This window comes from Selenomonas sp. CM52, assembly GCF_000292955.1.
Taxonomy (GTDB): domain Bacteria; phylum Bacillota; class Negativicutes; order Selenomonadales; family Selenomonadaceae; genus Selenomonas.
In genome coordinates, this window is record NZ_ALNM01000030.1 from 160484 (window position 1) to 183194 (window position 22711).

Consider the following 22711-nt stretch of genomic DNA (forward strand, 5'->3'; position numbering starts at 1 on the left):
CCGAACCATAAGGGATCATCTGGAAAAATGGACATGCTTCGCACTCCGAAAAGCGAGGCTTTTCAGAGTAAGTTCCACCCTAGCGGGATTTACTATGAGAAAGATGTGCAGCGCAAGATCAGCCCTTTAGAAGCCTAGGAGACTGCACGACATCTTCCGGCGCAACATACGAGATACCCAAAAGAGCAGCCAGTTCCTCGGAAAAAGCGAACGTAAACATCTCATAGGGAGACTTGCCGCTGTAAATGTTGCGACGGACGCCATTGATGTGAGAAAAAATCAAATTGACGGTATCCTGTGTGAAATGGTCGAAAGAAGACCCCTTCGGCACAATATCGCGAAAAAGTGTGTGATTCTTCTCAATTTGCGCCTTTTGGCAAGACTGCATGGGATCGCAGAAAAAAAGGCAGGCCTCCTTTTCTCCCTCAAGATTGTTCTCAAAGGCGAAAACATCGGAGAACTCTCCACCGTTGTCCGTAAGCATCACGGGCATAAGGGCAGGAAAAGAAAAACCGCCTGCAGTCAAAGTTCGTTTGACCTCTTGGAACTTCAAGGCAGCCTGCACAGCCGTCTTGTTTTCGAGCAGAAGCCCGAACATGAAATTGAACGCAGTGAAGTGGACGGTGAGTATGACTTTGCCGCCCGAAACTCCGATAACGGTATCAAGCTGCGTATGTGCGCTAAGCCCTTCCCGTTCCATATGAGCGAGGAAATCCGCATAGGTGCGTTCCTTCTTTATGGCAGAAGGAACGACATCCGCCCGCTTCTTTTTGCGAGGCTTGAACTTTACGGCGCGTGGAAGGTGAATCTTGGAAGCCGAATAATATCCCTTGGAAAAATGCCGATAAACCGTGCTGAGAGACACATTGAGCTCTGGGTGAGAAGCGACGATATGATAAATGTGCTGCCCCTTCTCAATGCAAGAGGAAATGATGCGATCCTGCTTGTAAAAAGACGCACGGTTCAACGGAATGCCTTCGCGTGCATCGTGCAGGAGCGCTTCGTATTCGGCATGTGCCTGCGGAGCGACATAGAGAAGGCGGAGGAAGCGGCAGTTAGCGGAACGGCGCTTGGAGCAGGCGTTGCAGACGAAGGGCGTCTTGTCGAGCAAGGGGCAGAGTTCGTCCGTTTGCACGAACGCATTGTGGTGCTCTTTGCGATGTTGCTTCACTTCGTAAGATATGGTGGTAGGATCTTTCTGAACGAGCAGGGCGATCGCCTTGAAGGACAATCGCTTGTCGAGCCCGTTCATGATTTCCTGGCGGTCTTGTGCAGTAAGGTGCTTGTTCTTCTTGTTGTTGTCTGCTTGCTTCATGATGACAGCCTCCTTTGTGTAGAGAGATTTCTCACACTAAATTCAGCCATAAATTCTTCTCAGAGCAAATCCCGTCAGTGACCTATTATGTGAGATTTACTTTGGAAATTTACCAAATATAGTAAGGTGGCAGGTCAAGCTGAGTTTGATAAGTTTTAATTTAAGGCTTTGAGAAATTTTGGTATAATAGAATAATAGGATAATAGATAAAAATAAAATTGAATTTGGTGAGGTGATCACTTGAAGGAGCTTAGACCCAATTTCAGAGACATAAAATCATTTGAGGAATTTAGCAGATACTATTGGTATCGAGAAGAACTTTCAAAAATTTGCAAGTCTCTTGGATTAGAATATAGAAGTACAAAGCAAGAACTGAATCATATTATAGAACAATATTTTAATGGGAATAGAATAGAGAAGTCTCAGAGATTTGTAAACAAAAATCAAACGGAAGTTGTAACGTTAAGTACACCATTACTTGAGTGTAGTTTTTCTTTTAATAAAAAATTTCGAGAGTATTTTTCAGCTGTAACGGGTGTTAGTCCATTTAAGTTTAATGCTGATATGGCAACGGCATGGAGAAAAGTAAAATCAGAAAATGATTTAAATTTTAAAATTCAAGATATGCTGAAAGTATATTATGGAGAATCAGAATATGCTAAGTACGATAATTCAGCTTGTCAATGGAATCAGTTCCTAAAAGACTTTTTTTTGGATAAATTTAGCGAAAATTATTTCGATAAGTTAAAAGTGGCAGCTATCCTTTGGAAAGAAGTCAGAGATTCAAAGAGCAAAAAAATATATTCTAGGGAACTTCTAAATGAATATAGAAATAAAATTGAAGAGTACCATAAATAGTGAAATACCAGCTTGTCGATTGAATAAAATATATAACTAAGACATTTACAAAAAAGTAGATGTCTTTTTCATGCTCATTTTTAGGAAAGGAGGGATGTAAGTGGCTAACAGAATAAAAGGAATTACCGTTGAAATTGGTGGAGATACTACCGGCCTTGATAAAGCCTTAAAAGGAGTAAATTCTACAATAAAAAATACGCAGTCACAGCTTCGTGATGTGAATCGGCTATTAAAACTTGATCCTTCCAATGCTAAACTACTTGCTCAGAAACAACAGCTACTGCAAAAGGAAATTTCTGAAACCAGTGAAAAGTTAAATGCCTTAAAAGAGGCAGATAAGCAGGCAAAAGTACAGCTTGAAAATGGAGAACTTGGTCAAGATAAGTATGATGCCCTTTAAGGATAATTTTGTATATCCTATTGGAAGGTGAATTCTATGGTAAAGAATAATATTGAAGTGGATGTAAAAGTGAAATGCATTGAAGCCGGAAAGACGCAGGTGCAGCTTGCAGAAGAGATTGGCACTACTAGCCAGTATGTTAACCAGATCATTAAGAAAAAAGATGGGGTTGTTAATAAAACCTTTGTACAGATGATGGAAAAGCTAGGTTATGATATTGAGCTAACCTATGTGAAGAGGAAGGAATGCTAAGGAGGATAATATTATGGCATATGAGACACCATTAACAATAGCTGAGGTAATGAAGGACATTACTGCAAATAAATATGTTTTACCTTCTATTCAGCGTGAATATGTTTGGGATACCGAGCAGATTGAAGCTTTGTTTGATTCTCTTATGAGGGACTATCCGATTGGGACATTCCTTTTCTGGGAGATTAATAAGGAACATGTAAACGACTATGACTTTTATGGATTTATTAGAAATTATCATGAGTATAAAGGTGTACATAATAAGAAAGTCGATTTAAAAGGTTTGGATGGCGTGACAGCTGTTCTTGATGGACAGCAACGTCTCACCTCAATTTATATAGGGCTTAAGGGAACCTATGCCTATAAACTTAAATATATGGCAAAGAAAAATCAGGAGGCATACCCAACTAGGAAATTATACTTAAACTTACTATCAAATTCTACGGACAGTAGTAACGAGTATGAGTTTAAATTTCTTACAAATAAAGAAGTGCAAAATGATGAAAATACATACTGGTTCGAAGTCGGTGAAATCCTTAATATGAAACAAGATGGTGACGTTGCGATGTTTGTTACTAAAAATATAGGCTTTTCAAAGGAGTTTAAGTATACTGAAGAACAGACAATATTCGCTATCAATGCTCTGTCTAAGCTATATAACATTATTAATAAGGTTGGCACGATTAGTTATTATAGAGAGAAGACGGTAGAACTCGATAAAGTTCTAAATATATTTATAAGAGTCAACAGTGGAGGGACACCTCTAAGTTACTCTGACTTGCTTCTATCCATAGCTTCTGCACAGTGGGAAAACCATGATGCGAGAGAAGAAATTATTGAGTTTGTTGATGATGTAAATGCAGTAGGAGCAGGATTTAAAATCAATAAAGATTTTGTGCTGAAGACGGCGTTGGTTCTTAGTGATTTTACGAATATTGCTTTTAAAGTGGACAATTTTAACAAACAAAACATGATTAAAATTGAAAACAATTGGGATAATATAAAGAAAGCTATTAAACAGGCGGTTCTTTTGGTTTCATCATTTGGTTATTCAGGTGAAACACTAACATCAAATAATGCGCTGATTCCAATTGCATATTACCTTTTTATTAATGGTATGCCGGATAACTTTGTTGATTCAGGGACAAACAAGAATAATAAAGATAAAATAAAGAAGTGGCTTATACGTTCTCTGTTAAAGAAGACATTCAGTGGACAACCAGATAATGTGATTAGACCAATTCGTGAGATTCTAAAAGCAAACGGAACAAATGAGTTTCCATTAGACAGTATCATCGACAAGTTTAAAGGTACAAATAAATCCATACAGTTTACGGATGAAGATATTGAGGAGTTCCTTTTGAAACTTAAATATGGAAAGAGTGACACACTTTCAACTCTCATGTTGCTATATCCATCACTAGATTTCAGTAATAAATTCCATGAAGATCATATGTATCCGAAGAGCAAATTTACAAAAACTTATCTCCGAAAGCAGGGTGTTCCTGAGGAACAATTAGATTGGTACATTGCAACGGTTAATGATATAAGTAACCTTCAGCTTCTTGCTGCACAGCTTAATGAAGAGAAGCTTGCTACTGATTTTGATGAGTGGTTTAACGAACAACATCCTACAGATACGGATAAGATTCAGTATAGGACTGTGAATTATCTGCCAGATATGGAGTATTCATATGAAAATTATCCAAAGTTTATAGAGGATAGAAAAGCACTTCTAAAAAAACAGTTAAGTGCAGTTCTGCTTTAGGATAATATGGGTTGTTATACTAATAAAAGTGATATGTTCCCAAGAACTGACAAAGATATAAAAACATGGGTGATATGTTCCCAAGAACTATTAAATCAACAGAATGTGCCAATGTAAGCTATGGTATCAGCTCGTGCCACGTGGAAACTCTCACGAAACTTATCAGGAAAGATTTGCTGTAAAGAAGAAGCCTCAAATCGAATTAGACTGCACTCCAAAATACGGACATGGATAGCGATAAATCGTGATTTCTTTGTTTTATACCTAGGCACATGATGCAAGAACTTAGTAAAATCAAGGGTCGAAGGGAATATGTATAATGATAAAAAATGATGTAGCGAGAGATATACCCATCATCCAATGGTATCCGGGCCACATGAAGAAAGCACGGGAACTGGTGGAGGAGAATTTGAAGCTTGTAGATGTCGTTGTCGAACTGCTTGACGCGCGGATTCCAGCGGCGAGCGCGAATCCCATGCTGCGGGAGATCGTCGGCGACAAGCCGCGCGTCGTGGCGCTCAACAAGAGGGATCTGGCGGACGAGAAGATGACGAAGTGTTGGCTGGAATATTTTCGTGCACAGAAGCTTCCGGCTGTCGCGCTCGATTCTGTGACGGGGAAGGGCATGCGGGAACTGTTGGCGCTCATTGAGAAGGCTGCGAAACATCGTACGGAAAGGTTGGTATCGAAAGGTGTTGCAGCACGCAAGGCGCGTGTGATGATCCTTGGCATACCGAACGTCGGAAAGTCGTCCCTGATCAACCGCTTGGCAGGCGCGGCGAAGGCGAAGACGGCGGACAAGCCAGGCGTCACGCGCGCGAAGCAGTGGATCCGCATCGGAGCGGACGTTGATCTCTTGGATACTCCGGGGATTCTTTGGCCGAAGTTTGAAGACCGCGCGGTTGGACTTAAGTTGGCGTTTACCGGCGCGGTCAACGATGAGATCTACGATTTGGAGAATGTGGCGCACTTGCTCCTTGCGGCTTTGCGGCGCGATCATCCGGAACGCTTGCAGGAGCGTTTCAAGTTCAAGGAGGCGCTTCCAGAGACTACGGAGGAACTGATGGAGGCGATTGGACGCAAGCGTGGCTGCCTTTTGAAGGGCGGACGCATCGATTTCGAGAAGGTGCAGCATATCCTTCTGACGGAATTCCGCATGGGGAAGTTTGGCAAGATCAGCTTGGACGTGCCCCCGACGGAACCATCGGAGGAAGTGGACGGCGGTTAATGGATGGGGAAGAAATGACGATAAGAGAACTGGAGTGCCTTTATCGCGCAGGGAAGTGGACTGAGGAGCTGCAGCGGCAGTGCCTGTCGGATTCCCGCACAGGTGTGCAGCGATTGGTGCGTCGATGGGAGCGAGATGCGCAGGAGCGCGCCCGCATCGAAGCACTGTACCATTACGAATTTTTGGCACGTGAGAAGGGCTGTCTGCTTGTGGCAGGCGTCGATGAAGCCGGTCGTGGCCCTTTGGCGGGACCCGTTGTAGTCGCCGCAGTCATCTTGCCGCTGGGGCTTTTTCTGCCACATTTGAATGATTCGAAGAAATTATCTCCAGCCGTGCGCGAGGAACTTTTTTCTGCCATTATGGAAAGCGCTGTCGCTGTGGAAATCGTGAGCATTTCAGAGAAAATCATCGACGAAAAGAATATCTATCAAGCGACGAAGCAGGGGATGTACGAAGCTGTTTCCGCCTTGCGGCCGCAGCCGCAGCATGTCTTGCTCGATGCCGTGCCGTTGAAGCTTTCTATGACGTCTTCTCCCATTGTCCACGGGGATGCAAAGTCGGCGTCGATTGCGGCGGCATCGATCGCGGCCAAAGTTACGAGGGATCGCCTGATGCTGAAATATGACGAGGAATATCCGCAGTATGGTTTCAAAAGGCACAAGGGCTATGGGACGGCGGAGCATTTGGCGGCTTTACGGAAGTATGGGCCTTGTCCCATTCATCGAAGATCCTTCGAGCCGGTTCTTTCGATGGCGGTGAACCCTTGAGGCAAGGACGCGTTGATGAGGCCGGCATCAAACGGATGGATTTCATTTTAGCAGGTGTTCCTTAGAAGATTACACGGAGGATTCGTTTCATGGCAATGGAAGCAAATGCCGCCAATGCTGCGGGGTCTTTGCAGCGAATACAGCGGCCTCAGACGACAGGATCGACAGATGCCGTAACGCGGCGAGGGGACGGCACTTCGTCCTCCCCTTTTGCAAAGGAGACGAATGTCTCTATACGAAATTCCATTGCGGATTTGTCATCCGTCCTCGGGAGGATTTCCCAAGGACAGGAGGATTCGGTGGAGGTTCTGCCCGATCACCTGCAGAAGGTGATTCGTAATGTCATGGAAAGCGCTTTTTCGTTAAGTGCGACCTTGGAAGAGGGATTGGGCAGTACGACGGAGAGCCAGCGTTTTTCCTTGGAGCAGTTGGGCACGCTTTCGCGCATGCTCACACAGCTGGGTGCACTCGCGGAAAAGGGCGTGCAGGTCAGCGATTTCAGTGAGAGCATGCAGACGTTGCTGCGAAATCTGAAATCGCTTCTGACGGCGCAGGAGGGTGGAACCTCCTTGGAGCCAGCCCTCTTGAATAAGCTGTCCTTCCAACTGCTTGACGCTAAGGCGCTGGAGGATTTGCCGGCAGCCTTGCAGCAGGCATTGACGGTTTTGGCACAGACGCAGCCGCAGCAGGGTGCGAGCGAGACAAGTTCTTTTGACTTTCTGAAATCTCTTGTGCAATATTTCATGCCGCGGCTCGGAGAGGAGAGTGTGTCGCCGATCATGCAGGAGTCGGGGCAGACGATGCCCGAAGGCGACGCGGATGCTGAGACCAGTGCGAATCCACCGATGCGCGATATGAGTGAAGGTGGTGCGAAGGAAGTGCGGCAAGAGGCGGCAAGGCAGATGTCGGAAGCCGCCAATGAGGCGACGAACGCTGCGCAGAAGGAAGGTGAAGCGGTACTTGGGAAGGAGGCGGCGTTGAGAAAAGCGGCGACGCAACAGCCCCAACGGAATGACGCCATTGTGCAGCAGAATGCCGAGGGAATGGAACCTGACTTGTTGCCAGACGCTGAGGATGGCGCTTCGGAAACAACACAGCAGCAGAAGGTTTCAGGGCAGGCAGAGACTACCAAGGGCAAGGGGCAGACGAAGACGTCTCAGGAGCAAAGCGGAGCACAGCAGCAAAAAGCCCTCGGACAGGGAAATGCTGCCGAGGGCAAAGGACAGTCGAGTGAGCAAATGCTGCGTGGTGCGCGGCAAGAGGGAAAGTCGACGGAATCAGCGGTATCGCGTCAGGATGAACAGAGTGCGAATCCGCAGTCGACAAGACAGGAAGGCACCAAACAGAATACAGTGCAGGAAAAGTCTCTGCTGCAGGGGCGGAATCCTGCTGGTCCATCGACTAACTCACCGAGCAATACGCAGGGAGAGGCGAAAGCTTCTGCGCGTCAGATGCCCGTGATGCAGAATACGCCTCAGCTCATGCAGAGTCTGAAGGAGACAGCGTCATTCATGCTGAAGAATATGCCGCTTACAGAGAAGGATGCTGCCTTGCTGCGCGACTTTATCAACAACGGGCAAAAACTCTTGCCGGACAAGGAAGCGAAGCAGCTGCAGCTTCTCCTGCGCCTCAGTCAGAATAATGTTCCTGCTGCCGTCAATCAGGCTGCCGTGCAGAAGAATCTCGGCGATCTGCCGCGTCTCTGGGCATTTATGCAGCTCTGCGATATGACGGCGGTGAAGGACATGAAGGAGCAGCAGCTCAAGCGAGCGGGTAAGGATGTCGCGGAATTTGCCGCTTCGATGAAGCGTTCTATGGAAGGCGGCAGTCTTTTTCAGACGGACGGCAAGGGCAATGTGCATCGGTCACTGAATTTCATGTTGCCATTGTATATGGGGGAAGGCGAAAAACAGAGTTTCCCCGCGTATGCCAATGTCTATAACGAGGAGAAGTATTCGCCCGAGGATGGGAGCATGCACAAGGAAACGTGGCTCAGACTCTGCGTGCTTACAGACCATATTGGCGCCGTAGAGCTGACTTGCCAGGTGTACGACGCGAAGAGCCTCAACATGCGCGTGCTTTTCTCGGAGGCGTCTGCCGTGGAAGAGTTCAAGGCGTATATTCCTGAGTTCAAGGAATCATTTCGTACGATGGCATTGGAACTGACCGATCTCAAAGTCAGTATAGCGGGTAGTAAAGAATGATGGACACGAATATGGAAAATAAAGATTTGCCGCTGGAAGAGCGAGACGTTGCCAATCAAAGAGCTGTGGCTTTGCGCTATGAGCCGGAAAGACAGCAAGCTCCGAAAGTCGTGGCGAAAGGACGTGGTTTCGTCGCGGAAAACATCCTCGCAGCGGCACAGAAAAACGCGATTCCTGTCTACCAGAATAAATCGCTCGTCAACATGCTGATGGCCTTGGAACTCGACCGAGAGATTCCGCCGGAACTTTACCGTGTAGTTGCTGAGGTTCTCGCTTATGTCTATCGCATAGACAAACGTCATCAGAAGCCGGAGTTGCCGCGGTGATAGCGAAGAGACTTGGCGACCGAGGTGAGGCAGCGGCGGCGCTGTATCTGGAAAAGCGTGGCTGCCGCATATTAGAACGGCAATTTCGCATGAAGACGGGTGAGATCGACATCATTGCCGAGGAAGATGGGACATTGCTCTTCATCGAGGTCAAGACGCGCCATCCGACGCGCTTCGGCACGCCGGCTCAGGCCGTAGGACGCACGAAACAGCGGCGTATTTTTCGTACAGCCTTTTTGTATATGCAAAAACATGGATTTATGGAAAGAGCCTGTCGATTTGATGTCATAGAAATCCTCGCGATGGACGAATCTTATGCAGTACGCCATTATGAGAACGCCTTTGAATTTGATGGCATTTAAAGGAAATTGATAAATTCAGTGATTCCTGAAAGGTTTGGAGAGAAGACGCTTTTGTCGTTTGCGGCTGCATAAGCTACCAAAGTTTGGCAGAACGATGCGACAATTAAACTTGCACGTAAATTTCCCCAATCTTCCAGGCAGAGCAGCGGCAAGAAAAAATGCTTGACAAGCTGTGCCCTTTTGAATAGAATATTTCTGTATGAGTCGTAGCAAGCGCATCCATTAGCCCCGGAGCGCCAGCGGGCCATCATCTATGAAAATAATGCATTACAATAGGTTGAGGGAGGATTCGCATGAAGACGACATTTATGGCGAATGCAGCGAATATCGAACGCAAGTGGTATGTTGTCGACGCTGCCGGCCAGACGGTAGGTCGCTTGGCAGCGGAAGTCGCCAAGGTGCTTCGCGGCAAGAACAAGCCGACCTTCACGCCGCATGTTGATACGGGTGATTTCGTCATTGTGATCAACGCGGAGAAGGCGGTCTTTACAGGCAAGAAACTTACGGATAAGATGTATTTCCGTCATTCCGGATATCCGGGTGGCACGACGTTCACAGCGGCAGGAAAGCTCATGGAGAAAGCTCCGGAGAAGGTCATTGAGAAAGCGGTGCGCGGCATGTTGCCGAAAAATCGCCTCGGTGCACAGATGTACCGCAAGCTCAATGTCTATGCTGGTTCGGAACACCCCCACGCAGCGCAGAAGCCCGAAGTGCTCGCGCTCGACATCCGTTGATTTCTGGAAGGAGGAGCTTTAATCCATGGCATTAGTCAGCTATTACGGCACGGGTCGCAGGAAGACCTCGGTCGCTCGCGTTCGCTTGGTTCCCGGTGACGGCAAGGTCACGATCAACGGCCGCGATATGGAAGAGTATTTCGGTCTCAAGACGCTTGAGCTCATCGTTCGTCAGCCGTTGAACCTCACCGATACGGTGGACAAGTACGATGTCATTGCTAACGTCAAGGGTGGTGGCGCCTCGGGCCAGGCAGGTGCGATTCGTCACGGCATCACGCGCGCCCTGATGGAACTCGATGGAGAGCTTCGCCCAGCGCTGAAAAAGGCTGGATTCGTCACGCGCGATCCGCGCGAGAAGGAGCGCCGCAAGTACGGTCTCAAAAAAGCTCGCAAGGCCTCTCAGTTCTCGAAGCGTTAAGCAGCAAGAACCGAATAGAAAGTTACAAAAGCCCACTATCCAAGAGATGGCGGGCTTTTTCAGTTATCTCAACGTGCTGAAGTTGCCCGTAAGATTGACAAAAATACGTTGATTTTCGAGTTGAACGTTACATATATCTCTGCGTATTTTGCGTGGAGGCAGGAGTACGGCTGAGACAAACAGCGCAGCAGAGCGCAGCCGATGCGGCGCACACTTGAAGGGTGAGGCCGTCCACATAGGTGGCGGGCGAGGCAAGGGATGCGCCGTCTCCCATGAGAAACTCGCCTGCAAATACAATTCCGAGCGCACCTGCAAGCTGCTGACCCGTCGTCAGGACGGCACCACCAACGCCCGCATCCGCCATCGGCAGATAACGCAGAACAATACCTGTCGAAATGGGAATCACTGTGCCGTTGCCGATCCCGAGGACAAACAACGCGAGGAGGACAAAGGGAATTGCAGTGGACAGTCCCGTGATTGTGCCGAGCAACACGGCGAGGATGCCCGTGCCCGTGCAGAGCGTTCCACAGATCAACACGTGCGACGGCGAGTATCTCCGCATGAGCATAGGACCTGCGGAGGAGGCGAGGACGAATCCCGTGCCGACCGCCATAAAGACAAGTCCCGCCATCTGCGGCGAGAGTTCACAGATGTTTTGCAGATAGAGGCCGAGAATGACAAAGAAGGGCACAATGGCGGCGTACAGGCATACATTGAGAAGAATTCCGACCATATAGCCACGATAACGAAAGAGTCGAAGAGGATTTCCGAGATGCTTTTGGTATGTCTCGTGTGCAGCGTTTGGATTCGGTGGCAGCGACCTGCAGCCAATGGCGGCGATCAGGCAGATCGGCATGTTGACAAGGAAAATCATGCGCCAACCGAGTCCAAGAAAATCCCATGCAGGAATCCAGCCGCCGAGTACCTGCCCCATGATCTGCCCGAGTCCGATGGACACGCCGAATGCGGATAGTGCCTGCACACGTGCATTCTCTTCGTATGAGACACGAATCAGAGCGAGTACCTGCGGCACCATGACCGCGCCCGAAAGCCCTTGCAGAAGACGTGCGACAACAAGTTGTTGTGCCGTCTGAGCAACGCCGCAGAGTGCTGAGGTCGCGGCAAAAAGAAAAAGCCCGAGACGGTAGATACGCCGCCGTCCGAAACGGTCGCCGAGGTGGCCGCCGACAATCAGGCCTACGCCGTAGACGAGTGCATAACCGCTCATAATGCCCTCGAATTCTGCAGCCGACGGATGTAATGAGGAAATGATGGCGGGGGCGGCGACATTGATAACGAACTGGTCAAAGATGGACAGAAACGAGCCGACCAGGATAAAGGGCAGAATATAAAGCGAGACGGATACCGTTGCGCTCGTTGAAGCAATGCTGTTTTTCCTATCCATGGTCATCTCTCCTGTGATATAATACATACAATTATTATGTTAGACCGCCTATTGTATGATTTCAACAGTAAAATTGTATGTATGACAATGTTGTAGGAGATGTCCTATGCCCATCAATTCGTTCGATAATTATCCTATGACGTGGTGTCCCGCACGCGCGGAGCTCCATCCTCCGTTCTATCGTGCACTTGCTGCTCAGCTTGAATACGACATCCTCAGCGGACGGCTGCTGCCGCATACAAAACTTCCGCCGCAGCGGGAACTCGCCGACTTTCTGGACCTTAATCTGAGCACGGTGACACGCGCTTTTCGTCTTTGCACGGACAAAGGGTTGATCTATGCGGTCATTGGGCGCGGGACGTTCGTCTCGCCGAATGCCGTGCTGCATGATACGATGGGAGGAACGGAAAAGTCAATCATCGAACTCGGCAGCATTCATCCATACGAGGAGTTCAACGAGATTCTTGCGGATACTGCACGGGATATCCTGCGCGGCAAGGATGCAGCGCGGCTCTTCGCGCTTAGTGGTGTGCAGGATGAGGATCGTCATGCGCGAACTGCGTGCAGCTGGCTTGCACGGGTTTCTCTCGCGGCAGAGCCGGCGAATCTCCTTCTTACTTCTGGCACGCAGAGTGCACTTGCAATCGTACTCACTGCGCTGTTTGATGCAGGAGATCGAATTGCGGTGGACGGATATACGTATGCGAATTTCATCGGCCTTGCAAAACAGTTGAACATACGCCTCATCCCAATCGAGGGAGATGGGGATGGGATGATGCCGGATGCGCTTGCACGGCAGCGTCAGCAGATAAACATCAAGGGTGTCTATCTTATGCCGTCCTGCGCGAATCCGACTGGCATCGTCATGCCTGAGGAACGGCGCAGGAAGATTGCAGCGGTGCTGCGTAAGCACAATATGTTTTTGATTGAGGACGATGCTTATGGCTTTACGGTACGCGAGAACGCTGTGCCCATGACCATGCTTCTCCCGCGGCAGTCCGTTTATCTGCACAGCCTGTCAAAACTTACCTGCCCCGGACTGCGCGTTGCCTACATGCTTGTTCCCGCGCATCTCAGGCAGCTTTTTCGACGGACGGTGCGCAGCATCAGCATGACGATTCCGCCGCTGAGTGCGGAGATCGCATCAGAGCTGATTGCCAGCGGTGCGGCAGAGCGTATAATGAGGGAGAAATGTCGGATGTCTGAGGAGCGCAATCGCATCTTTCGAGGGATCTTCCCTGCACATACGAGGAACACACGCAGCTTCTTCCAATGGATGCCACTGCCTGTGGGATGTGGTGGGGCGAATTTCGAGGCACAGGCGCAGCATCGCGGTGTGCGTGTCCTCTCGTCGGATCGCTTTGCCGTCGGCGGGGAGGCGGAGCATTCCTTTATTCGCCTCGCCCTCTGCTCGCCGCCAACGAATGAGGAGCTGGCGCGCGGACTACGGATTGTTCATGATCTGATGGAGGAAAATACGATTCCGCTGCAGACGGAGACATTGATCCTTTAGGAAGAATAAAGGCAGAGCGGGGTGAATTGTCCTCCCTACAATTTTTATCTTGTTATGACGGATGGGCGGTGCTATCGTAATGGCAGAGGTGATATGATGAAAACAATAGGGCTGATCGGTGGTATGAGTTGGGAAAGTACGGTGACATACTATCAGGTCATCAACGAAACGATTAAAAATCAGCTGGGTGGTCTGCACTCTGCAAAATGTATTCTATACAGTGTTGATTTTGATGAAATCGAGAAATATCAAGTGAGCGGGGAATGGGATAAGAGCGCAGATGTTTTGTCTGAAGTCGCACAAGCATTGGAACGGGCGGGGGCAGACTATATCGTAATCTGCACCAATACGATGCACAAGGTAGTGCCTGAAATCGGCAGGAGAATTCATATCCCCATCCTGCATATTGCAGACATGACCGCTGTACAGCTAAAGAAACAAGGCATCCGAAAAGTCGGCCTGCTCGGCACGAAATATACCATGCAGCAGGATTTCTATAAAAATATTTTGATCAGACAGGGGATTGAGGTCATCGTTCCGAATGATGATGATGTCGATGTCGTCAATCGCGTCATTTACGATGAACTGTGTCTCGGAAAAATTTTTGAGAAGTCCAAAGCTGTATATCTGGACATTATTCAAGAACTTGTACGAAACGGGGCGCAGGGGATCATCCTGGGATGTACTGAAATCGGACTTCTTATCCAGCAATCCGATACCGATATTCCACTCTTTGATACCACACTCATTCATGCAGAACAAGCAGCACTTAAATCACTTGAGTGATAAAAAGAGATTCCGTTCGTCTTATTGACGTTTGGAATCCCTTTTCTACTTTATCGGACACGGTATTCTATTTGCAATTATTCCATCATGCGAGACAGTACATCGGCAACAATGGGGAGTGTTGTCACGCCGTCAACGTCCAGATAGTGTCTGCCCGTCTTGGTCTCATAAAAGACTGCGTCGAATCGTTCGGCAAACGAGTGGCTGAACTCGTGGGGGACAATCGGATCGTCTATGGCGGAAACAACAGCTCTGTTTGGGATTGTTCTTGAAAGCAGTTTATAGTTTGGGGGTGTGGCGGTGAATTCATCGAGGAACGAAAAGTCTGGAATCGACTGATCGAATCCGGAAACGAGTACAACGCCGCCGATTGGTGCAGCGACTGTTTGTAAATATCGCAGCGTTGTAATGCATCCCAGACTATGGGCAACAAAATAGGTGTTTGATGTTACGCTCGTGAGATGCTCTGAGAGAAATGATATCCATGTTTTGCAGTCCGGCTGTGCTGGTGTCGGCATATCGATGGATTCAGTGGTAACACCTTTGTCTGTCAGAAATTTGTTCAGCCAGGGGAACCAGTGCCGCGTGGATGATGCGTCAAACCCGTGAATGATATATACGTTCTTATCATGTGCCTGCTTACTCATTTCATTCTCCTTTGCAGTATTATATGTCGTAAAACGCTTGATTTATAGTACTGCGTGTCGGAGACTGGCACAAGTAGGCACTTTTTAGTGAGTGCCGAATGAGCTGTTGATGGAATACGCTTTTCCCCAATCGCACATTGCGTTGATGATGGGGACGAATGTTTTTCCTTTATCGGACAGGGAGTATTCGACCTTTGGGGGCACCTGTGGATATTCCTTGCGTATAATCATGCCATCTTTTTCAAGCTCCTTCAGCTGCGTACTCAGCATTTTGTGCGTGATAGGAGCCAGATTTCGTTTCAGAGCGCCATATCGTAAAATGGAATCACATGAAAGCTCATAGAGGATGCGCATTTTCCACTTGCCCCCGATGACCGCTAAGGTTGATAAAAACGGAGCCTCTTTGCTGCGGCAGAGATTTTGAATCATGTAATTCTCTCCTTTTGGATAGTATCTTACAAATTAGTGCGTACTATATTGAGTGGTATACAATGATTATAATGATGCTGACAAAAATAGCAAGATTTAGGAGGGAGTCATGGATGAGCAATATTTTTTCATCCTATCAGATCAAAAAAGTGATGTTCAAAAATAGAATCGTTATGGCGCCGATGGTACGGTTCGGGTTTCCTTGCAGTGACGGGATTATGGGAGATATGCTTATCCGCGAATACCTTGAATATTGCGATCAAGAGATTGGGCTTCTCATCAGCCAGTCTCTGAGCATATCAGCATCAGACGATCCCATGGCGCGTTCTGCCGGAACATCTGGTGGAGCAGGGGCGTATTCAAAGCGACATATTCCATATCTGCAGCAGCTTGCAGATCGTTGTCATAGGTGCGAAAGCAGGTTCTTTGTACAGTTGGGCAAAGGTGGATATGATTTTTTGGCATTCGATTCCAAAGATGTCAACACGCTGACAATAGCAGATTTGGAGCGCATACGAGATGATTTTATAAATGCCGCATATATTTGTTTCTGTGCGGGAGCAGATGGTGTCGAACTACACGGCGCACATGGTTTTTTTCTGAATATGATGACCTCTGCCGAGGCGAACCGACGCAGTGACAAATATGGAGGAGATCTGTATGGGCGGCTGACGCTTGCCCGGGAGATCGTGGGCGGTATTCAGAAATTCATCGATGACCATTTCATCCTATCCTATCGAATGGGCTGGACAAATTCACTGGAGGAGGATATTGCAGCAGCGCAGGCGTTCGAGGATATCGGCATCGAAATGCTGCATGTCTCGCACGGGATACCGCAGACACGAAGCTTCCATCTGCCTGCCGATTATGAATATAGCAGCATTGTATATGCAGGTTCTTCAATCAAGCCGCACATACGCATCCCCGTCATCAGCGTATGGGGGATTGACACGCTTGCACGAGGCAACGTTCTCGTGGAACATAATTCCTGTGATTTTGTTGCCTACGGTAGGGCGTTTCTTGCCGATCCATCATTTGTCGTGCAATCGATGGAGAATATGAATTATCGCCCCTGTCTTGGTTGTAAAACATGCCGATGGTTCACCGATGGCAGGAAATGCCCCGCACGCATTATGCGGAAAAAGAAAAAGAATCTTGTACAAAGGTGATCTCTAAGGCTCGGTTGGTGTGATTATGAGTCGTGACCCAGTGTCGCATGCAAAGCATGCGACACGATAAACCACCCGCTACGCGGGTGGAAGACAAATGGTTATACTAAAAGAACCTTTTCGGGTAGTATACTAAGGTTGTTCAAGCCAGTATACAGAAAGGAAAGGTGCTTATGGCACAGAAAGCTAATAGTTTATTGCATACAAAGTGGCTGTGCGAGTATCATACTATGCAGGAACCGAAACGCAGTCTGTCCTTTATGCTGATCCTAAGTGCCTTTATGGCATTCGCCTCGCTGTCGACGGACCTCTACCTGCCCGCGATGCCTGCGATGCAGGATGACCTCGGCGGTGCAGTGGCCCAGCTTCCTCGTCGGCTTTGCCATTGCCCAGCTCGTCTGGGGACCGATCAGCGATCATATTGGTCGTCGCATTCCGCTCGCGATCGGTGCGCTGCTCTTTTTTATCGGATCGGTCGGCTGTGCACTGGCACCCTCGATGGAGGCCGTCATTGGATTCCGTGTGGTGCAGGCCGTCGGCGCATGTGTCGGCCCGATGCTCAGCCGCGCGATGGTGCGTGACCTCTACACAAGCAATCAGGCGGCAGCGATGCTCTCGACACTTGTCCTCATCATGGCGGCGGCGCCGATCGTGGGACCACTGCTCGGTGCATTTCTCATGGGCGTCGGTGGTTGGCGCATGGTTTTCTGCCTGATGGCTGCGATTGCCGTACTGCTCTTTTTCTCCGTGCATTTCCTGCCGGAAACGCTGCCGCACGAAAAACGCTCTGCCGAGAGCCTCGGTGCGGCATTCAAGAGCTATGGGAGGCTCGTACGGATGAAATCCTTCATGATGAATACCCTCAGCGTGACGTTCTTCTATGTGGCGGTGTATGCCTTCATTACGGAGTCGCCTGTCATCTACATCCGTCACTTCGGTATTGATCCGCAGTACTATGGGCTGTTCTTCGGTGTCAACATTATCGGCGTTGCGGCGGTGAGCTATTTCAACCGCATGTTTGTGACACGTTTCTCCCTCTTGCAGCTGCTCAAGGCAGCAACGGGCATTGCCGCACTCTTTTCTCTCTGGCTGCTCGCGGATGGACTGACGGGTATGCTCGGTTTGTGGGGGATCGCCATTCCCATGTTCTTGGTATGCAGTACAAATGGTATTATTACCGCGTGCTCAAATGCCGGTTTTTCATGCGTTGGGTGCGGAGTGTACCGAGCTTGATTATTCCTCGAAGCAGATAGAATCCGAATTGTTGGTAGCTGAGCGGGAAGGCTATCATATTGATGCGATTGAGGGGGACATGACAAAAAAATTCCCTTTTCCAGATGAAAGTTTTGATATTGTATTTCACCCTGTTTCAAACTGCTATGTGGAAGATGCGGAATTTGTCTTTCGTGAAGCGTACAGAGTTTTAAAACAAGGCGGCATGTTGCTTGCCGGATTGAACAATGAAATCAATTATATGGTTGATAATGAAGAAAAGGAAATTGTTTGGAATATGCCGTTTAATCCGTTGAAAGATGAAAAAGCAAAGGCGTTCATGCTGGCGGAACGCTCAGGGATGCAGTTTTCTCATACGATGACCGAACAGATCGGGGGACAACTGAAAGCAGGATTTATGTTGCTTGATTTATATGAAGATACTAATGGTTTTGGCAGACTGCATGACATGAACATCAAAACCTATATTGCAACAAAATCTGTCAAATGAATAATCCGTATGAAGGTAGATGATGAACAAGGATCGTCATGTTGTGCAAGGCGAGACAGAAGAGCACGAGGAGGGCATCGGGATATAGGCTCCTCGCAGGTAATAAGTTCATAATTTTATGTAAATTCCCATTAATAAGCAGGATTAAATCTCAGCAATGAAGAAAAGTAACAAACAAAAGAAACACCATACCAATCAAAAAGAGGGGCAGCCTTGTGTTTGCTAAATCGTATGGTGCGGTGACTTTCGGGGTCGATGAGAGGATCATCGATGTCGATGTTTCTTATGGATTTCCTGCGTTCGACATCGTTGGCTTCTCGATACGGCGGTGAAGGAGTCGCGTGAGCGTGTGCGCACAGCGATCAAGAATACGGGCGTGAAGCTCAAGCCTGCGCGGGTGACGATCAATCTTGCGCCTGCGGACATACGAAAGGATAGCTCACGGAAAGAATACCAATTTTCAAGGATTTTATGGCATTGATAGCATGGGGGTGTATATCCAAGAGTTAGGATAAAAAGAAGAGTGCATCTGGAACAGGGCGTTCAAAGTGCAGAGCATATGATATAATTACAATGAGTGAATGGGAGGGACTGTGATGCAAAATCCTGTATTTACAATGGAACATATCGTTGCGATGGTAAAACCGCTTGCTGATAAATATCGTGTGAAAGAAATTTATTTATTCGGTTCGTATGCGAGAGGTGAAGCGGACGAAAATAGCGATTTGGATTTTTTGGTTTTTGGTGGAGAAAAGTTTAAACGAACGATGATTTTTGCTTTGGCAGAGGATCTACGAGAAGTTCTGAAGAAAAAAGTGGATGTTTTTGAAATCGGCGAAGTCAATCCGGACAGCAATTTTTATAAGAGGATCATGAAAGAAAAGGTTTTGGTGGCATGAAGTATTCAGATCGACAAAGGGTTAAGAAGATATATGACTATGCCGTTCGCTTGCAGGAATATATTCTAGAAAACCGCATTAAAAAAGAGGCGTTACTGACACAGTTGCCGTTGCAGTGGCTTGTCACAACGCCGCTATATAATATGGGTGAGCATTGTCATAATCTGTCTGCAGCGTATAAAGTCAAACATGGTGAAATTCCATGGGCAATGATAGCAGGCTTACGACATCGCCTTGTACATGATTATGATGGAACAAATTGGAACATTATCTCAGATGTTGTTTTTGAAGAACTGCCAATTTTGATAGAGCAGCTAAGGTTGCATTTGACGGAAAACGAGAATACGGATGATGTAGGATGACAAATCACCGTTTCAGCTTCAAAAGTTTCGTTTGATTGACGATACATGCTTTATACAACATCCGTAGATTGGTTTACTACTTTCTGCAATATAGCCATTAAAACCTCCACCCGAGGGAGAAGCCGCAGGTCGCGTCCGGCGTGTGGAATCCTTCGGGTTTTTCTATGGATGCGGCAGCGAAAACATCGTAGGAAATATCGTTGACCGTTCCGCGAACGCCGAGCGCTGCGCCTGCGAGCACATGCCCGTTGTAGAGATCGGCGCCGTAGACGGCGCCGACATCGAGGCCGAGATAAAGTTCCGCCTTTTGCTTCGGGAACTGCAGCCGCTCCTGCCGTGCCGCCTCCTGCGCCCGCGACTGGTCAAGCTGCTCCTGTTGCGAGAGCGGAGCAGCTTGGGCGGGAGAGACGGATAAGGGGAGAAGGGCTACTGCGAGCAGGCGGGCGGATGGGAGTTTGTTTGAAATCAAATGGATTCACCTCGAACTTCCTCGGGAATATTGATTGGAATCAATAACCAAAGAATAGAAAATACGACAACGAATAAAAAAGGAATAATATTTAGTATTTCATTCAAAAAAAGAAATATACAAAAGAAGATGAGGAGTGGTTTTCTATAGGTAAAACCGACTGCTCGTTTAAAAATGATGATTAGGAATAAAACTTTTGCAGCAATTTCAAAAATAAAGCTCATTGTGAGTATCATGTATATTTCCCCGCGCATATTTGCATTTGACGTGATAAGTTCGATTCCTATGGCGCAAACTACTTTCATTATTTCTAAGCTGATACATCCTATCCATATCTTCAAAAATTTATTTCGTGTAATAAATTGCGTATATTGGATCTTTTTTGTTACAGATAAAAAATATAAAAAGATACCAGCTACGCTATATACAGCTAGAGTGCCTTCTAACAAATGCAAATTGATTTCGAGCATTAGCAATCCTCCACTATAGAAAATTGATTCTCTTGGTCTAGACGAAAGTTGAGGTATATCACTTTTAAAAATATGAGGCTAAAGCAGATGCACAGAAGTGTCGAAGGAGTTCTCTTGCTATGCTTCAAAAGTATATCCTTAGCACTTCCGACATCATGCAAATAGGGGGATTACACGAAGCGAAGATGCCCTAATTCTTCACAGGCATATCCATATCGTGTTAATTGTCCGCAAAATATTCCCATATAGTATCTATAAGATTTTCGAACGTTGAGGGAATATTTCTTGGATCTATATCCCAATTCTTATCTTTGGCACCTGATATAAATGTTATAGGTATCTTAATTAGTGGTGCTGCACCTGTTATTCGATAGTTCAGAAATGTATCAGCTAATTTTAAACCCAACTCATTGACTTCAGCCTTTTTCTGTCCATTAGTATCATCCAAAAAGGTCAGACCATAAATGCGATTTTCATGGGAAAAATAAAACATGTGTGTGGGAATGCGAGGTTCATAAAAATCTCCGACATCTGTGCGTTTATAATCCCATCCATACTAAGGTGCATTTGAGTCTTCTACCCAGAAATATGCATTATATGGAATATCACCTTCGTAAGGAATCTCTTTTCCATTTGATATGGTGACGATTGTTCCTTACAACAAAAGCTCCTTCGTAATTTGGTCTCTCGCGGTAAGCATTGCTTTTCGTCCCGCTCGCTGCGGAAATAGCACCAGCCGCCGCATTCCCGCCGACCGCCTTAGCTGCTGCAACCCCTACAATCGCGCTGACAATCTGTGCGGTGCCGGGATCCTTGATCTTCTTGATCTCGCCGATGATCGCCTCGTTGACTCCTGCACCAATGGCACCAGAAGCAAAGTCAGCGCCTGTGATTTAGCTTATTTCCTCCGTTTCAATATTTTCAAATCCTTGGTTTACTGCATTCGTATACAAGGCAGATATGATCTTATCATCAACAGAAGAAATATCTACATATACACTATCTGTTACAATAACTTCTAAATAAGCTCCATTTAGCTTGTCCGTTTTGTTCTCGAGGGAAGATTTTAAGCTGAATATACCTGATACGATATAATACCTACGCGACATGAGTACTGAAAAGAAATCTTGGTTTGAAAAATACCTGAAATCAAATAAATCAACCATTTCACCGTTTATATTGTGCCATGCCTGAAGATCACCAATTATTGCTGTACCATAAACCTCCCATGTACCATCGACCATATCCTTTATGGGGGAAAGTATATGATATAAATATTGTCCCCATCCATTTGGAATGATGAAACTTATTTTTTGTATATGATTCAAAGTTTGCACCTATTTTCTGTCCGCATTACCATCTGACGATTTGAGCCGTACCTGGATCTTTGCCATCAAGTGCCTTAATAACAGCTTCGTTGACTCCTGCACCAATGGCACCCGAAGCAAACCCCGCTCCTGTGATCTGGCTCATGATGCCGCCGATGATGGCATGGACAGCGATTTTTCGGCCGCTGCCGTCGTCGGGGAGGTTATGGGCAAGACGGAAGGCTTCTTCGCCGAAGGTCTTGGCAAGCTCCTGTTGCTCTTCAATCTTTTGCTTGTCAAAGATGCGCCCAAGCTCGTTCAGTGTGTTCGTTGTATCGCGGCTCAAGGCAGAGATGTCCTGCGTGGGATTCTCGTGAATCTCAATCGTTCCCGGTGCAACGGCAGAAGTTGTCGTGCTGTTCGCATCGCCCTTGGCAGGCATGGAAAGGCTGGGGGAGAGGCCTATGGTGTTATAGACCCTGTTCTTCTCTTGTCGGCTCATCTTGTCATAGCTGCCGTAGTGGTGATACTCGGCGCCTATGCTCTTTGAACTGTAGTCCGCGCCGTTCTCCAAATCGCTGAAAGAGAACGTCCCCGTGCTGAGGCGATTCTTCTCCTTATTCGCTTCGCTTGCGATGACCGCGCCCTTGAGGTCGGTGTTCTTTTCGACGTAGATGTCGAAGCCGCCTTTTCCAGCGAAGATACCGGACTGGCCTCTAGCGCTTCTATAGTGGGAGTCGATCGTTCCTCTGCCCGCCGAAAGGCCGAATGTGGGCTTGGAAAATTTTCCCGCGCGAATATCCCACGAGAGATCGAAGCCTGCCGATTGTGTTCTTCTCCTCGTAGGTTTCTTTTTCCTGCAAGGTCTCGATGTTGAGATTGCCGCCGATCTTGGCCGTG

Annotated in this window: 26 protein-coding genes and 2 pseudogenes; 19 read left to right on the top strand and 9 right to left on the bottom strand. The window is 47.5% G+C overall.

What is annotated here, in order from left to right; all coding sequences use genetic code 11:
* Positions 1-118: 118 nt before the first annotated feature.
* Entirely contained in the window at positions 119-1315 is a 1197-nt protein-coding gene (locus HMPREF1153_RS08345; protein WP_009646412.1) for a helix-turn-helix domain-containing protein, read from the bottom strand.
* A 240-nt stretch (positions 1316-1555) separates the two neighbouring features.
* On the opposite strand from HMPREF1153_RS08345, the gene HMPREF1153_RS08350 reads away from it, so the two are divergent.
* From HMPREF1153_RS08350 to rpsI, 11 genes are all read left to right on the top strand, one after another.
* Positions 1556-2173, top strand: a complete 618-nt coding sequence (locus HMPREF1153_RS08350; protein ID WP_009646355.1) for an SAP domain-containing protein — start codon at positions 1556-1558, stop codon at positions 2171-2173.
* A gap of 100 nt (positions 2174-2273) precedes the next feature.
* Positions 2274-2573: a hypothetical protein gene (locus HMPREF1153_RS08355; RefSeq protein WP_009646491.1), complete on the top strand. Its 300-nt coding sequence runs from the start codon at positions 2274-2276 to the stop codon at positions 2571-2573.
* 36 nt (positions 2574-2609) lie between these two features.
* A complete protein-coding gene (locus HMPREF1153_RS12930) occupies positions 2610-2825 on the top strand; it encodes a helix-turn-helix domain-containing protein (RefSeq protein ID WP_009646506.1) in 216 nt (71 codons plus the stop codon).
* A gap of 13 nt (positions 2826-2838) precedes the next feature.
* Positions 2839-4593, top strand: a complete 1755-nt coding sequence (locus tag HMPREF1153_RS08365) for a DUF262 domain-containing protein (RefSeq protein ID WP_009646410.1) — start codon at positions 2839-2841, stop codon at positions 4591-4593.
* Positions 4594-4912: 319 nt separating this feature from the next.
* Positions 4913-5821: a ribosome biogenesis GTPase YlqF gene (ylqF, locus tag HMPREF1153_RS08370; RefSeq protein WP_037370314.1), complete on the top strand. Its 909-nt coding sequence runs from the start codon at positions 4913-4915 to the stop codon at positions 5819-5821.
* A 14-nt stretch (positions 5822-5835) separates the two neighbouring features.
* Positions 5836-6588 (top strand): ribonuclease HII, encoded by a 753-nt coding sequence (locus HMPREF1153_RS08375; protein ID WP_037370360.1) that lies wholly within the window; start codon positions 5836-5838, stop codon positions 6586-6588.
* An 89-nt stretch (positions 6589-6677) separates the two neighbouring features.
* Positions 6678-8792 carry a hypothetical protein gene (locus HMPREF1153_RS08380; RefSeq protein WP_156810563.1) on the top strand — a complete coding sequence of 705 codons (2115 nt, stop codon included), beginning with the start codon at positions 6678-6680 and terminating at the stop codon, positions 8790-8792.
* Positions 8789-9118: an EscU/YscU/HrcU family type III secretion system export apparatus switch protein gene (locus HMPREF1153_RS08385; RefSeq protein WP_009646424.1), complete on the top strand. Its 330-nt coding sequence runs from the start codon at positions 8789-8791 to the stop codon at positions 9116-9118. Before HMPREF1153_RS08380 ends, HMPREF1153_RS08385 begins: the two co-directional genes overlap by 4 nt.
* Positions 9115-9480 carry a YraN family protein gene (locus tag HMPREF1153_RS08390; RefSeq protein WP_009646518.1) on the top strand — a complete coding sequence of 122 codons (366 nt, stop codon included), beginning with the start codon at positions 9115-9117 and terminating at the stop codon, positions 9478-9480. Before HMPREF1153_RS08385 ends, HMPREF1153_RS08390 begins: the two co-directional genes overlap by 4 nt.
* Before the next feature lie 293 nt (positions 9481-9773).
* The gene (gene rplM, locus HMPREF1153_RS08395) at positions 9774-10214 is read left to right on the top strand and encodes a 50S ribosomal protein L13 (protein WP_009646432.1); all 441 of its coding nucleotides are present in this window, start codon (positions 9774-9776) and stop codon (positions 10212-10214) included.
* A gap of 25 nt (positions 10215-10239) precedes the next feature.
* The gene (gene rpsI / locus HMPREF1153_RS08400) at positions 10240-10632 is read left to right on the top strand and encodes a 30S ribosomal protein S9 (protein WP_006192988.1); all 393 of its coding nucleotides are present in this window, start codon (positions 10240-10242) and stop codon (positions 10630-10632) included.
* Between the two features lie 127 nt (positions 10633-10759).
* On the opposite strand, the gene HMPREF1153_RS08405 is transcribed toward rpsI, so the two are convergent.
* Positions 10760-12037, bottom strand: a complete 1278-nt coding sequence (locus HMPREF1153_RS08405; RefSeq protein ID WP_009646399.1) for an MFS transporter — start codon at positions 12035-12037, stop codon at positions 10760-10762.
* 106 nt (positions 12038-12143) lie between these two features.
* On the opposite strand from HMPREF1153_RS08405, the gene HMPREF1153_RS08410 reads away from it, so the two are divergent.
* Complete coding sequence (locus tag HMPREF1153_RS08410; protein WP_009646486.1) at positions 12144-13550, top strand: aminotransferase-like domain-containing protein; 1407 nt, start codon at positions 12144-12146, stop codon at positions 13548-13550.
* A 96-nt stretch (positions 13551-13646) separates the two neighbouring features.
* The gene (locus HMPREF1153_RS08415; protein WP_037370364.1) at positions 13647-14336 is read left to right on the top strand and encodes an aspartate/glutamate racemase family protein; all 690 of its coding nucleotides are present in this window, start codon (positions 13647-13649) and stop codon (positions 14334-14336) included.
* 77 nt (positions 14337-14413) lie between these two features.
* On the opposite strand, the gene HMPREF1153_RS08420 is transcribed toward HMPREF1153_RS08415, so the two are convergent.
* Both HMPREF1153_RS08420 and HMPREF1153_RS08425 read right to left on the bottom strand, forming a co-directional pair.
* Positions 14414-14983, bottom strand: coding sequence for an RBBP9/YdeN family alpha/beta hydrolase (locus HMPREF1153_RS08420; RefSeq protein WP_037370321.1), 570 nt, complete (start codon positions 14981-14983; stop codon positions 14414-14416).
* Between the two features lie 84 nt (positions 14984-15067).
* Positions 15068-15412 carry a winged helix-turn-helix transcriptional regulator gene (locus HMPREF1153_RS08425; RefSeq protein WP_009646391.1) on the bottom strand — a complete coding sequence of 115 codons (345 nt, stop codon included), beginning with the start codon at positions 15410-15412 and terminating at the stop codon, positions 15068-15070.
* Between the two features lie 113 nt (positions 15413-15525).
* Between HMPREF1153_RS08425 and HMPREF1153_RS08430 the strand changes: the two genes are divergently transcribed.
* From HMPREF1153_RS08430 to HMPREF1153_RS08450, 6 genes and pseudogenes are all read left to right on the top strand, one after another.
* A complete protein-coding gene (locus HMPREF1153_RS08430) occupies positions 15526-16581 on the top strand; it encodes an oxidoreductase (protein WP_009646383.1) in 1056 nt (351 codons plus the stop codon).
* Between the two features lie 351 nt (positions 16582-16932).
* On the top strand, positions 16933-17814 hold the full coding sequence (locus HMPREF1153_RS08435) for a Bcr/CflA family efflux MFS transporter (RefSeq protein ID WP_009646511.1): 882 nt from the start codon (positions 16933-16935) through the stop codon (positions 17812-17814).
* Complete coding sequence (locus HMPREF1153_RS08440; RefSeq protein WP_198003336.1) at positions 17771-18304, top strand: class I SAM-dependent methyltransferase; 534 nt, start codon at positions 17771-17773, stop codon at positions 18302-18304. Before HMPREF1153_RS08435 ends, HMPREF1153_RS08440 begins: the two co-directional genes overlap by 44 nt.
* Before the next feature lie 215 nt (positions 18305-18519).
* A pseudogene (locus tag HMPREF1153_RS12365) lies at positions 18520-18746 on the top strand (magnesium chelatase domain-containing protein); the annotation flags it as partial.
* Between the two features lie 151 nt (positions 18747-18897).
* Positions 18898-19203, top strand: coding sequence for a nucleotidyltransferase family protein (locus HMPREF1153_RS08445; RefSeq protein WP_037370324.1), 306 nt, complete (start codon positions 18898-18900; stop codon positions 19201-19203).
* Positions 19200-19565 carry a HepT-like ribonuclease domain-containing protein gene (locus tag HMPREF1153_RS08450; protein ID WP_037370327.1) on the top strand — a complete coding sequence of 122 codons (366 nt, stop codon included), beginning with the start codon at positions 19200-19202 and terminating at the stop codon, positions 19563-19565. Before HMPREF1153_RS08445 ends, HMPREF1153_RS08450 begins: the two co-directional genes overlap by 4 nt.
* Positions 19566-19662: 97 nt before the next feature.
* On the opposite strand, the gene HMPREF1153_RS13075 is transcribed toward HMPREF1153_RS08450, so the two are convergent.
* The 5 genes and pseudogenes from HMPREF1153_RS13075 to HMPREF1153_RS13080 form a co-directional block, all read right to left on the bottom strand.
* Complete coding sequence (locus HMPREF1153_RS13075; RefSeq protein WP_009646388.1) at positions 19663-20034, bottom strand: hemolysin secretion/activation protein, ShlB/FhaC/HecB family; 372 nt, start codon at positions 20032-20034, stop codon at positions 19663-19665.
* On the bottom strand, positions 20031-20504 hold the full coding sequence (locus tag HMPREF1153_RS08460; protein ID WP_037370330.1) for a hypothetical protein: 474 nt from the start codon (positions 20502-20504) through the stop codon (positions 20031-20033). Before HMPREF1153_RS08460 ends, HMPREF1153_RS13075 begins: the two co-directional genes overlap by 4 nt.
* A gap of 220 nt (positions 20505-20724) precedes the next feature.
* Complete coding sequence (locus HMPREF1153_RS12730; protein WP_009646429.1) at positions 20725-20997, bottom strand: hypothetical protein; 273 nt, start codon at positions 20995-20997, stop codon at positions 20725-20727.
* Between the two features lie 400 nt (positions 20998-21397).
* On the bottom strand, positions 21398-21832 hold the full coding sequence (locus HMPREF1153_RS08465; RefSeq protein ID WP_009646357.1) for a DUF2691 family protein: 435 nt from the start codon (positions 21830-21832) through the stop codon (positions 21398-21400).
* 34 nt (positions 21833-21866) lie between these two features.
* Positions 21867-22711: pseudogene (locus HMPREF1153_RS13080) on the bottom strand (hemagglutinin repeat-containing protein); the annotation flags it as partial.